The 11546-nt window shown below is 69.1% G+C and carries 12 protein-coding genes; 1 reads left to right on the forward strand and 11 read right to left on the reverse strand.

The genetic code is table 11. The annotated features are described in order from the left end of the window. Positions 1-33: 33 nt before the first annotated feature. The 4 genes from JHC79_RS21155 to hemL are packed head-to-tail and all read right to left on the reverse strand — an operon-like array spanning position 34 to position 3544. Entirely contained in the window at positions 34-837 is an 804-nt protein-coding gene (locus tag JHC79_RS21155) for a cytochrome c biogenesis CcdA family protein (RefSeq protein WP_296394565.1), read from the reverse strand. 19 nt (positions 838-856) lie between these two features. After that, positions 857-1540: a TlpA disulfide reductase family protein gene (locus JHC79_RS21160; RefSeq protein WP_296394567.1), complete on the reverse strand. Its 684-nt coding sequence runs from the start codon at positions 1538-1540 to the stop codon at positions 857-859. 11 nt (positions 1541-1551) lie between these two features. Further along, entirely contained in the window at positions 1552-2181 is a 630-nt protein-coding gene (locus JHC79_RS21165; protein WP_296394569.1) for a histidine phosphatase family protein, read from the reverse strand. Between the two features lie 22 nt (positions 2182-2203). Further along, the gene (hemL, locus tag JHC79_RS21170) at positions 2204-3544 is read right to left on the reverse strand and encodes a glutamate-1-semialdehyde 2,1-aminomutase (RefSeq protein ID WP_296394571.1); all 1341 of its coding nucleotides are present in this window, start codon (positions 3542-3544) and stop codon (positions 2204-2206) included. A gap of 161 nt (positions 3545-3705) precedes the next feature. Here hemL and JHC79_RS21175 point away from each other — a divergent pair, with 161 nt between their 5' ends. Then, positions 3706-4956, forward strand: a complete 1251-nt coding sequence (locus tag JHC79_RS21175) for an EAL domain-containing protein (RefSeq protein WP_296394573.1) — start codon at positions 3706-3708, stop codon at positions 4954-4956. On the opposite strand, the gene JHC79_RS21180 is transcribed toward JHC79_RS21175, so the two are convergent. From JHC79_RS21180 to JHC79_RS21210, 7 genes are all read right to left on the reverse strand, one after another. Beyond that, complete coding sequence (locus JHC79_RS21180) at positions 4916-6088, reverse strand: LLM class flavin-dependent oxidoreductase (protein WP_296394576.1); 1173 nt, start codon at positions 6086-6088, stop codon at positions 4916-4918. The two genes, JHC79_RS21175 and JHC79_RS21180, sit on opposite strands and share 41 nt — an antisense overlap. After that, positions 6085-6579 (reverse strand): GNAT family N-acetyltransferase, encoded by a 495-nt coding sequence (locus JHC79_RS21185; RefSeq protein ID WP_296394579.1) that lies wholly within the window; start codon positions 6577-6579, stop codon positions 6085-6087. Before JHC79_RS21185 ends, JHC79_RS21180 begins: the two co-directional genes overlap by 4 nt. Positions 6580-6643: 64 nt before the next feature. Beyond that, positions 6644-7783: an FAD-dependent oxidoreductase gene (locus JHC79_RS21190; RefSeq protein ID WP_296394581.1), complete on the reverse strand. Its 1140-nt coding sequence runs from the start codon at positions 7781-7783 to the stop codon at positions 6644-6646. Between the two features lie 29 nt (positions 7784-7812). Then, positions 7813-8784, reverse strand: a complete 972-nt coding sequence (locus JHC79_RS21195; protein WP_296394583.1) for an ABC transporter substrate-binding protein — start codon at positions 8782-8784, stop codon at positions 7813-7815. A gap of 53 nt (positions 8785-8837) precedes the next feature. Beyond that, a complete protein-coding gene (locus JHC79_RS21200; RefSeq protein WP_296394585.1) occupies positions 8838-9653 on the reverse strand; it encodes an amino acid ABC transporter ATP-binding protein in 816 nt (271 codons plus the stop codon). Further along, positions 9650-10567 carry an amino acid ABC transporter permease gene (locus JHC79_RS21205; RefSeq protein WP_296394587.1) on the reverse strand — a complete coding sequence of 306 codons (918 nt, stop codon included), beginning with the start codon at positions 10565-10567 and terminating at the stop codon, positions 9650-9652. The genes JHC79_RS21200 and JHC79_RS21205 overlap by 4 nt, the downstream gene beginning before the upstream one ends. A 165-nt stretch (positions 10568-10732) precedes the next feature. Further along, positions 10733-11530, reverse strand: coding sequence for an SDR family oxidoreductase (locus JHC79_RS21210; RefSeq protein WP_296394589.1), 798 nt, complete (start codon positions 11528-11530; stop codon positions 10733-10735). Between the last annotated feature and the right edge of the window lie 16 nt (positions 11531-11546).

Below are 11546 nucleotides of genomic sequence, written 5' to 3' on the forward strand. Positions count from 1 at the left end.
GCGTGGGAGCGGCGGGGCGGGTCATCGTGTCGGTCATATCGGCAATTCGGTGTCGGAGACGAAGGCATCGCGCACCCAGGTGATGAACTGGTCCCACAGACCGGTGACCAGCGCGACGCCCACGGCGATGAGCAGGATGCCGCCGACGATCTGGATGGTGCGGGCGTTGCGTCGCATCCATCCGACCGCGCGCAGCGCCGACGCCGACCCGAAGGCCAGCAGCACGAACGGCAGGCCGAGGCCGAGGCAGTAGGCGATGATCAGGATGACGCCGCGGAACGCGGTCGATCCCTCGGTGCCGCTGGCGGTGACGATGACCGCCGAGAGCGTCGGCCCGAGGCACGGCGTCCACCCGAGGGCGAAGACCGCACCGAGCAGGGGCGCGCCGACGAGGTTCGACACCAACCGGGGATGGAACCGGGCGTCGCGCTGCATGAACGGGATCAGGCCGATGAACACCAGGCCCATCGCGATGGTGACCACGCCGCCGACGCGTTGCAGCAGTTCGCGATTGAGCACGAAGGCCGACGTGATGCCGAAGACCGACGCGGTGGCGAGGACGAAGACCACGGTGAAGCCGAGGACGAACAGCAGCGCCGCGCCGGCCACGCGGGCGCGGCCGGACTTGGCGGGTTCACCCGCACGCAGCGGCGGCGACTCCGCGCCGACGAGACCGGCCAGATAGGACAGGTAGCCGGGCACGAGCGGGACCACGCACGGCGAGGCGAACGACACGAGCCCGGCGAGAGCGCAGGCGCCGAGCGCCAGCAGGATCGGACCCGACAGAACGGTCGACTCGAACGTCGTACCCACCGACGCGAGGTCCACCGTGCTCATCGTGGGTCTGCCGCGGCGGTCATGACGGCACCTTCACCTGCGACGACGCCGGCCCCGATCCGGCCGTGTACGGCTCGGCCGCGAGACGTTTGACCAACGGGTCGAGTTCCTCGGCCGAGACCGTCCGCAGGAAGACCGCCGCCGCGCGGTGGTAGCGGTCGAGGACCACGGTGGTCGGGACCACCGAGGTCGGGGTCGTCAGACGGACCAGGGTGCGACCCGGGTAGTCGAAGATCGACGGGTACGCGAGGTCCTGGTTGGCGATGTAGTCCTTGGCGTCCTGGCGGTTGTCGCGGAAGTTGATCCCCAGGAACGCGACGCCGGCGTCCTTGTTCTCCTCGTAGACCTGCTCGAGGTCGGGCGCCTCGGCACGACACGGCGCGCACCACTGTCCCCACACGTTGACCACGACGACCTTGCCGGTGAAATCGGTCAGCCCGATCTTCTTGCCCGACACGACCTCCTCGCCGCTGAGGTCGGCGACCTTCTTGCGCGAGGCGGGCGGGTCGTAGGTGATCTGGGTGTTGCCGCCGGGAGAGACGAACTGGAAGGTGTCGCCCTGCACCACCGCGTCGTCGCCGGTTCCGCATCCGACCACGACGACCAGCACCGCCGACACGACAGCGACCAGAGCCGCTCGGGCTCGGGTGCGGCGACCGGGTGATGCGGGTCGCGTGGGGGTCGGGTGACTGCGGGTGCTCATGAGGTCGGGTGTCAGGCCCCCGTGGCGCGGGGGTCCGAGGCGCCCGCGGGCTCGGAGTAGACGATGTCGACCAGGGCGTCGCCGTCGTACATCAGGCTGGTGACCGACGCGAGTGAGCACTGCCGGCGGCGCGGGTCGTGCCAGAGGCGCTGGCCCTCCAGGAAACGTCGAAGCGTGTAGACCGGCAGCTGGTGGCTGACGCAGACCGCCTCGTGGCCGGCGGCGGTGTCGCGGGCCTTGGTGGCCACGGCCAGCATGCGGTGCGCGAGCTGGATGTAGGGCTCGCCCCACGACGGGGTGAACGGGTCGCGCATCTTGGGCCAGTTGCGCGGCCGACGCAGCGCTCCGTCGCCCACCGAGACCTTGAGCCCCTCGAAGACGTTGTCGGCCTCGATGAGGCCGTCGGCGGTGATGATGTCGAGGCCGTGCGCCCGCGCGATCGGGGTGGCCGTCTCCTGTGCGCGCTGCAGCGGCGACGCGAAGACCGCGGTGATGTCGTGGTCGGCGAGCGACTCGGCGACCGTGGCGGCCTGGCGGGCGCCGGTCTCGGAGAGGTGGAAGTTCGGCAGACGTCCGTAGAGGATGCCCTCCGGGTTGTGGACCTCGCCGTGCCGCATCATGTGCACGATCGTGCGCTGCATCAGTGGAGCTCCTCGGGACACGTCAGTGAGCCTGGTCCGGCTCGGGTGCCGCAGCGGCCGCCTGCGCGGCTGCCGGCATGGCATCGGCGATGACACCGAAAGCATCCTCGTCCAGCGCAGCAGACACAAACCACGCCTCGAAGGCACTGGGCGGCGGATAGACGCCGCGGGAGAGCAGCGCGTGGAAGAACGCCGGGAAACGCCAGGTCTCGCTGCTCTTCACACCGGCGTAGTCGGTGATGGCGGTATCGGGATCAGAGGTGAAGAACACACTGACGAGGCTGCCCGCGTACTGGACGCGGTGACCGACGCCTGCGGTGGTCAGCGCGTCGCCGATGAGGTCACCGATGCGGTGCGAGTTGGCGTCGAGGGCGCGGTAGACGGCGTCGTCGGCGGCGTTGAGGGTGGCCAGTCCCGCGGCGACGGCGACGGGGTTCCCCGACAACGTCCCGGCCTGATAGACCGGCCCGGCCGGCGCCAGGCGCGCCATCACGTCGGCGCGACCGCCGAACGCCGCGGCGGGCAGGCCGCCGCTCATCACCTTTCCGAAGGTGTAGAGGTCACCGGCGACACCGTCGATCCCGAACCAGCCCGAGCGGGTGACCCGGAACCCGGTCATCACCTCGTCGACGATCAGCAGCGCGCCGTACTTCGTGGTGAGGTCGCGCAGCCCCTGGTTGAAGCCGGGCAGCGGCGCGATCGCGCCCATGTTTCCCGCGGCGGCCTCGGTGATCACGCAGGCGATCTCGTCGGGGTGCTCGGCGAACGCGGCCTCGAGTGCGGGCAGGTCGTTGTAGGGCAGGACGAGGGTGTCGGCGGCCTGAGCGCCGGTGACCCCGGGTGAGGTCGGGAGGCCGAGGGTCGCGACGCCCGAGCCCGCGTCGGCCAGCAGCGCGTCGACGTGGCCGTGGTAGCAGCCGGCGAACTTCACGATCTTGGTGCGGCCGGTGAAGCCGCGGGCCAACCGGACCGCCGACATCGTCGCCTCGGTGCCGGAGTTGACCAGCCGCACCTGCTCGACCGGCGCGACGCGGCCGATGATGGCCTCGGCCAGGTCGATCTCGGCTTCGGTCGGGGCACCGAACGACAATCCGGTCGATGCCGCCTGCTGTACCGCGGCGACGACCTCGGGGTGCGCGTGGCCGAGGATCATCGGGCCCCATGAGCTGATCAGGTCGATGTAGACGTTGTCGTCGGCGTCGGTCAGACGACATCCCTGCGCGCTGGTGATGAACCTCGGGGTGCCCCCGACCGACGAGAACGCCCGGACGGGCGAGTTCACGCCGCCGGGGATGGCCTCGCAGGCGCGGTCGAAGAGTTCGGCCGATCGTCGGGTCGGGATGTCGGTACGGGGGTCGGTCACGCCGTCCAGTGTTCCAAACAATTCTGCGGGCTCGGCGCGGGGAGCACCCACCTGCGGTTTTGCCGGGCGTTCGGCGATGCGGCTGGCAAAACAGGTCCGGTCGGACACAATCTGAGGTGGTGGGACGAGAGGGGTTCGAGTCGTCGACGGAAGGCTGCAGCGTGGTTCGTGACAGCCGTCGCCTCGACGAGGTGCTGGACAGTCCGATCGAGCCGCGGTTCCAACCCATCGTCGACCTGGATTCGATGACGGTCGTCGGGTACGAGGCGCTCGCGCGCTGGCCGTCGGCGCCCGACGCGACGCCGTCCGACGTGTTCGACCACGCGCGGCGACACGGCCGCCTCGGCGACCTCGACTGGGCCTGCCGGCGTGCCGCCGTCGTCGCCGCGCTCGACGGCCGGCTGACGCAGCCGATGAGCGTGTTCATCAACGTGGAGCCGACGACCCTGAGCCTGTCGCCCCGCTGGCCGTTCCCCGGGGAGAGGTTCCGGGAGATCACCGAACACGATCTGCGGATCGTCGTCGAGATCACCGAGCGCAACCTGCTCGTCGACCCCGCAGCGGTGCTGGCCGCGGTCGACTGGGCGCGCGACCGGGGGTGCGGGATCGCCCTCGACGACGTGGGACTCAATCCCGAGTCACTCGCGCTGCTGCCGTTGGTCCTGCCCGACGTCGTCAAGTTCGACCGACGGATCCTCTCCGAGCCGTGGTCACCCGGGTTCGACGACACCGTCTCGGCCGTGGTCGATTACGCCTCGGCCACCGGTGCGACGATCCTCGCCGAGGGGATAGAGCACGCCGACGACCTCGGGGTGGCGCGCGCCGTCGGCGCCACTCTCGGTCAGGGCTATCTGCTGGGCCGGCCGGGGCCGGTGCCCACGGACTCCGCCGCGCCACCCGACCATCTCGCCATCCCCCTCATCGAGGTACTGACCGAGCCGCTGACGAACCCCGCCGACGTCCTCGCGCGGATGCCACAGCAGATCAGCACCTACGGCACCATCGCGAACGTCCTGGACACGATCAACTCGTTCGGCGAGGACCTGATCACCCCTGGGTGCGTCGTCGTCGCGGTGCAGAACCGGTCGTCGTTCGTCGACCGGTACGCGTTCCGGTACGAGGACCTGGCGGCCAAGCACACGCTCGTCGGGGTGCTGGGTGCGCCGGATCTGAACGTCCCCGGTGTGCGTGTGGCCGGACCGGACGACCCGGGCTTCGACGATCAGTTCGCGGTCGCCATCCTGACCCAGACGACCGCGGCGGCCATCGTGGCCCGTGACCTCGGCGACAGCGGGCCGCTGGCGCAGCGGCGCTACGCCTGGTACTTCACCCATTCACGCTCCGCGGTGCGTGACGTGGCGCGGTGCCTGGTCAGCCGTCTCGCCCCGAACGACGACCCGTCGCTGCGCTGACCGATGGCCGATACCTGCTGAGCACGCCGGCACCGAAGTGCTGCGCCTCGGCGATGTGTGGGTAGCCGGAGAAGATGAACTCCTCGACGCCCGCCGCGCGGTACTCCTCGATCCGCTCGGCCACCTCGTCGTGACTGCCGACGAGCGCGGTCCCCGCGCCGCCGCGGACGAGCCCGATCCCGGCCCACAGGTTCGGTGCCACCAGGAGGCGGTCGCGGTCGCCACCGTGCAGGGCGAGCATGCGGCGTTGGCCCTCGGATCCGATGGCGGCCAACTGGGCCTGTCGGGTGGCGACGGTGTCGGGGTCGACATCGGCGATGAGCTGCTCCGCCCGCGCCCAGGCCTCCTCGGCCGTGTCCCGGGTGATGACGTGCAGGCGGATGCCGCCGCGGATGGTCCGGCCGCGTCCTGCCGCAGCCGCTTTCACTCGGGCGATCTTCTCGGCCACCGCGTCCGGCGGTTCTCCCCACGTGAGATAGACGTCGGCCTGCGCGGCCGCGACCTCGACGGCCGCGTCCGACGAGCCACCGAGGTAGACGTCGGGGAGCGGCACCGGAGGATGGCCGCCGAATCCGGCGCCGCTCGGTCGGTCGACGGTGTGGAAATCGCTGTGGACGGCGACGGGCGTGCCGTTCCCGACGTCGCGCGCGATCTGGAGGAACTCCGCCGCGCGGGCGTAGCGCTCGTCCTTGCCCAGGGTGTCGCCGTAGGCCCGTTGCTCGGCGTCGTCGCCACCGACGACGACGTTGAGCAGGATCCGCCCACCCGACAGTCGGTGGAACGTGGAGACCATCTGCGCCGAGAGCACCGGCGCAACCGCACCCGGTCGGAATGCGACGAGGAACTTCAGTCGGGTGGTGGCCGGAATCAGTGCCGACGTGACGACCCACGCGTCCTCGCAATGGCCGCCGGTCGGGGTGAGCACCGCGTCGAAACCGAGCTCGTCGACGGTGACCGCCAATTCGGTCAGGTACTCCAACGTGGCGTCCCGGTGACCGGGGTCGGGCGCGTGATCAGCGGCGGGGTCGGTCGCGCCGAGGATGGCGCCGTGGGAGCGGGCGCCGAGACGTTCGTCGTCGCCACCGGTCGGCAGAAACCAGTGGAATCTCGGTGACGCCGGGGTGTCGGTCATCGGGTGGCTCCGATCAACTTCTCGAACGGGTGGGGACCGATCTCCTCGGCGGGGACGGACGGGTCGTACAGGGCCGTGTATCCCGCCGCGAGGTACAGCGCCACCGCCTCAGGTTGCCGCCAGCCGGTCGTCAGGTAGATGCGTCGATAGCCCAGTTCGGCGATCTCGCGCTCCAGTTCGACCAGCACCCGGCGGGCGAGCCCGCGGCGCCGGTGCGCCGCCGAGGTCCAGATCCGCTTGAGTTCGGCGGTGTCGGCGTCGTAGCGACGGAATGCCCCTCCGGCCACCACCTCGTCGTCACGCACGATCACCACGAGCGCGCCGTCGGGAGCGGCAAACTCGTCGGCAGGGTATTCGACCAGCTCGGAGTACATCTGCTCGGCGGTCCCGCCGTACCGGGAGCTGTACTCGACAGCCAACTCGGCCAGCAGCGGCTGGGCGCGGGGGTCGGTCTGATCCACCCGCACGACGGTGAGTTCCGGCGAGGTCACGTCGTTGTCGAACCCTTGCCGGGCACGCGGAATTCCGCGTCGGGGCGGGCGGAGCGCCGCACGGTCAGCGGACACGGGACCCGAATCCGAACAACCGCGCCAGACCAGAGACCGGCAGGGTCGACTCTCCCAGGGTCAGGTCGGCGACGTACTCGCCCACCGCCGGCGCGAACTTGAAGCCGTGCCCGGAGAACCCGGCGGCGACGGTGACCCGGCCGCCGCGGTCGATGACGAAGTCGTGGTCGGGGGTGCAGGTGTAAAGGCAGGTCAGTGACTGCGCCGAGTCCGGCTCGACGCCGGGTAGCCACTGCCGGGCGTACTCGCGCAATCGTTGCTCCCCCGCAGGATCAGGGGTGAAGCTGCGGCCGGCGGGGGTGACCTCCGGGCCGGTGGCGTGTTCGCCGATCTTGATCCCGTCCTCCGATGCCAGTCCGTAGATGCCGCCGGCGTGGTGCGATTCGTCGAGGTCGGCGCCCGGATGGTGGACGAAGCTCGGCCAGTCGTGGTCGGTCGCGGTCGGGGCGAAATGCGCCGGTTGCTCCTGGGAGGTGCGTAGTTCGGGGAGGTCGATCGTCGCGCGGTCGGACTCGGGAACCATGTCGACGACCTGCTCGGTCCAGGCTCCGGCGGCGATGACGAGTCGGTCGGCCCGGACGACGCCGACGTCGGTGACGATCTCGAGTGCCGCGCCGGCGTCGTGGATCGCGCGGACCGGGCGGTGATGCTGCACGTCGGCACCGCGTTCGCGGGCGCGACTGATGATCGACGCCACCGCGCGATCGGCGTGGAGTCGGCCGGCGTCGCGATGGTAGAGCACTGTCTGGTCGAATCGCATTCCACTCCAGCGCTTCTCGGCCTCTCGCCGGTCGATCAGCTCGAACGGGCGACCGGTTCGTTCTACCGACCGGGCCCGGGAGGCGGTCACCGCGGCGGGGCCGTGATCGACCGCACCGGTGCAGCGCAGGACCGGCTCCTCGCCGGAGACCGAGTCGAGTTCGCACCACAGTCGGCCCGCGTGGACCGCCAGCTCGGTGTAGGTGTGATCGTCGTACGCGATCCGGAAAATGCGTGAGCTGCCATGGGATGCGCCGTTGCGATGACCGAGACCGAATTGCTCGACCAGGGTCACATCGATCCCCCGGAGTGCGAGGCTCCAGGCGGACGCGGCGCCCACGACCCCACCGCCGATCACGACGACGCGCATCAACAGTGCTCACACATGGCGACAGACCATCAGGACTTCTTGGGCAGGCCGGGTGGGTTGATGATCGAGGTCGTCACGCCCTCGTTGTCGAGACCCCAGCGGTCGAGGACCTTCTTGTAGTCGCCGTTGGCGATCACGTGGTTCAACGCGTCGCTGACCGGCTTGATCAGACCGTTGTCCTTCTTCGTCAGTACAGCGATCTCTCCCTGCAGCGCGTCGCCGGCGCCGGAGTAGGTCGCGATGATCTTGGACTCCTTCTTGCTGGCCACGTGGAACACCGCCGACGGGTTGGGTCCGAGGTAGCCGTCGATCCGCTTGCTGCTCAGCGCGAGGTAGTAGTCCGCGGCGTTCTGGTAGTAGAAGATCTGCGCCGGCGCGAGACCCTCGGCGACGTTCTGGGCGTTCCAGTCGACCAGCAGCTGCTCCTGGTTCGTGCCGGAGCTGACGCCGATCTTCTTACCTGCGATGTCCTTTCGGTCCTTGTAGGTCCAGGTGGAGTCCTTCGGGACCTCGAGGGCGAGGTTGTCGAGCCGGTAGGTGGCGAAGTCGTACTTCTCCTTGCGCTCCTCGGTCACCGTCACGTTGTTGATGAACAGATCGACCTGGTTCGAGTCGATCTTCACGAAGTTCTGCGCCCAGTCACCGTTGGTGCGAACCACTTTCAGTCCGAGGACGTCGCCGATCAGGTGTGCGAAGTCGACCTCGCTGCCGATGACGGTCGCGTTGTCGGTGGCGTAGAAGGCCAGCGGCGGGGTGGTGCCGACCGTTCCGGTGACCCGCAGGGTGCCGCTGTCGCGGACCGCGGCCGGCAGCTCGGCGGCGATGGAGTCCACCTTGGCGGTGGTGATGCGACCGGACTGCTGCGAGGACAGGTCGAACGACTGTCCGTCCTGCGCGGTCAGGGTGTTGTCGGTGGTCGGCTCGCTGCAGGCGGTGGCGAGCAGTGCGACCACGGCGAGCGCGGAGAAAACGGACGTGAGGCGGCGGGTGGGCCTGGGCATGTTTCTGCTTTCTGGTGTGCCGGCGGAGTTCGTCCACCGGTGGAGCGGGGGCGTCAGAGGACGTGCGAGAGGAACGTCTTGGTCCGTTCGTGGACGGGGCTGTCGAACACCGCCGCGGGCGAACCCTGTTCGACGATGACGCCGCCGTCCATGAAAACGACCGTGTTCGCCACCTCGCGGGCGAACCCGACCTCATGGGTGACGATGACGAGCGTGGCGCCGTCGCGGGCCAGTTGGCGGATGACCTCGAGGACCTCGCCGACGAGTTCGGGATCGAGCGCCGAGGTGGGTTCGTCGAAAAGGATCACCTTGGGCCGCAGGGCGAGTGCGCGGGCGATCGCGACCCGCTGCTGTTGTCCGCCGGAGAGCCGCCGGGGATAGTCGTGCGCCTTGTCGGCGACGCCGACCCGCTCGAGCAGTTCGAGCGCCTCGCGTTCCACCTCGGTGCGATTGCGTTTCTGCGCGGACACCGGTGCTTCGACGACGTTCTCCAGCACGGTCAGGTGCGGGAAGAGGTTGAAGTTCTGGAACACGAAACCGATCTGTGAGCGCTGCCGCAGGATCTCCCGGGTGTTGAGCTCGTGTAGCTTTCGTCCCTTGAGTCGGTAGCCGACCAGTTCGCCGTCGACCCGGACGACGCCGCTGTCGACCTTCTCCAGGTGGTTCAACGTCCGCAGCAGGGTCGACTTGCCTGACCCGGACGGGCCGAGGATGGCGGTGACCTCCCCGGGGCGCACCGTGAGGTCCACGCCCTTGAGCACCTCGAGTGCGCCGAAGGACTTGTGGACTCCCTTCGCCTCGATCGCGAAGCGGGAGTGTTCGATCGCCGCCGTGACCGGTGTGGTCACGGGGGTCGGGCTCGTGGTCATCGGGTCGCTCCCCTCGGTGACAGCGGCAGGGCGGCGACCTTGGTCCGGATCTGCTGGATCGGCGTCAACGGGACCGTGCGCAGTGCGCCCTTTGCGTAGTGACGCTCGACGTAGAACTGCACGACCGAGAGCAGCGAGGTCAGGATGATGTACCAGACGGTGGCCACCATCAGCATCGGGACTACACGGCCGCTGCGGCCGTAGATCACCTGCACCTGGTAGAACAGCTCGGCGATCGCCATCACCGACACGATCGAGGTGCCCTTGAACAGGGAGATGACCTCGTTGGCCGCGTTCGGGAGGATGCCGCGCATGGCCTGCGGGAGAACGATCTTGAAGAACTCCCGGCGCTTCGGGATCCCCAGGGCCGCCGCCGCCTCGAGCTGCCCCTGGTCGACCGAGATGATGCCGGCGCGGACGATCTCCGCCGAGTAGGCCGCCTGGTGCAGCGCCAGTCCGATGATCGCCGCCGTCGAGCCGCTGATGACGCTGTTGACGTTGAACGTGAAGAACGCGGGCCCGAAAGGGATTCCCAGGGAGAGGGTTTGGTAGAGATAGGCGATGTTGAACCAGAAGAGCAGCTGGACGATGAGCGGGATCGACCGGAACGCCCAGATGTAGAACCACGAGATGACCTGCAGCACCGGGTTCTGTGACAACCGCGCGGCGGCCAGGGCGATACCGAAGGCGAACCCGATCAACGTGCCCCAGAACGTCAGTTGGATCGTCAGCCACAGTGCGGCCATCACCGATTTCGCCGTGAAGTACTCGGCGAATGTGCCCCAGTCCCAGCCGGCGTTGGTGGCCAGGCCGTGAACGAACTGCGCGGCCAGGACCAGCGTCACGGCGCTGATCACCCATCGCCATGGGTGCCAGGTTCGCGCAACGGTCAGCTCCTCGGCGGCGACCGGCAGGTCGTCGTCGGCGGGTGCGGTCTCGCGCGAACGCGATGTGTCACCGGGTATTACAGCGGTCACGTCGTATTTCTCCATTCACGATTGGGAGAAACGTACGTGCGAACCGCACCTACCGCGATACTTCAAACCACCCCGATTCGAGCGCACCGGTGATAGCCGTCGTCAGTAGTAGATGGGACCGGGTACTCCGCCGCCCACGGCGATCGCGTCGCCGGTGATCGCGATGCTGCGCGGCGACGCCAGGAACGCGACGACGTCGGCCACCTCCGAGGCGTCGACGACCCGCCGGATCGAATTGGTCGCCAGCTCCCGTTCGAGGTCGGCCACCGGAACCGATTCCCGCGCTGCGCGTTCGGCGAGCCGGGTCTCGAGCCGTTCGGTCCGGGTGAGGCCGGGGTGTACGACGGTGACGTTGATCCCCTTCGGCCCCAACTCGTCGGCGAGGTTCTTCGTCAGCGCGGACACGCTCACGTTGCGCACTGTCTGCGCGATCGAGTTCGCCTGGCGTGCGCCGAGACCGCTGATGTTGATGATGCGGCCCCAACCCTGGGCGATGAGATGCGGCGACACCGCACGCGCCGTCCGCAGATAGCCGAGCACCTTGATCTCGATCTCCTCACGCACCACGTCATCGGTGATCGAGTCGAAGTCGGTGGGCTTGCCCGAGCTCCACGGGGTCGCTGCTGAGTTGACGAGAATGTCGACGCCGCCGAGTTCGGCGACGGTCCGCTCGACCAGGCGATCGACCGAGTCCTGGTCGCCCGTGTCCACGGGGACGGCGATCACATGGCCCCCGGTGTCGGTCGTCAACTCTGCAGCCGCGGCGACGAGGGCCTCCTCACCCCGCGACGCGATGACGACGCTCGCGCCCTCGCCCGCCAGTGCGTGGGCGATCGCGAGACCGATACCGCGGCTCCCGCCGGTGACGATTGCACGCTTGCCGTCCAGCTGCAGGTCCATGTCTCTCCCGTCAGTC

The sequence above is a fragment of the Williamsia sp. genome (assembly GCF_016462415.1).
Taxonomy (GTDB): Bacteria; Actinomycetota; Actinomycetes; order Mycobacteriales; family Mycobacteriaceae; genus Williamsia_A.

Excerpts from the sequence above, each read along its gene's own strand:
- JHC79_RS21155 (WP_296394565.1), bottom strand. The coding sequence starts at position 837 with ATGAGCACGGTGGACCTCGCGTCGGTGGGTACGACGTTCGAGTCGACC.
- JHC79_RS21160 (WP_296394567.1), bottom strand. The coding sequence starts at position 1,540 with ATGAGCACCCGCAGTCACCCGACCCCCACGCGACCCGCATCACCCGGT.
- JHC79_RS21165 (WP_296394569.1), bottom strand. The coding sequence starts at position 2,181 with ATGCAGCGCACGATCGTGCACATGATGCGGCACGGCGAGGTCCACAAC.
- JHC79_RS21180 (WP_296394576.1), bottom strand. The coding sequence starts at position 6,088 with ATGACCGACACCCCGGCGTCACCGAGATTCCACTGGTTTCTGCCGACC.
- JHC79_RS21190 (WP_296394581.1), bottom strand. The coding sequence starts at position 7,783 with ATGCGCGTCGTCGTGATCGGCGGTGGGGTCGTGGGCGCCGCGTCCGCC.
- JHC79_RS21195 (WP_296394583.1), bottom strand. The coding sequence starts at position 8,784 with ATGCCCAGGCCCACCCGCCGCCTCACGTCCGTTTTCTCCGCGCTCGCC.
- JHC79_RS21200 (WP_296394585.1), bottom strand. The coding sequence starts at position 9,653 with ATGACCACGAGCCCGACCCCCGTGACCACACCGGTCACGGCGGCGATC.
- JHC79_RS21210 (WP_296394589.1), bottom strand. The coding sequence starts at position 11,530 with ATGGACCTGCAGCTGGACGGCAAGCGTGCAATCGTCACCGGCGGGAGC.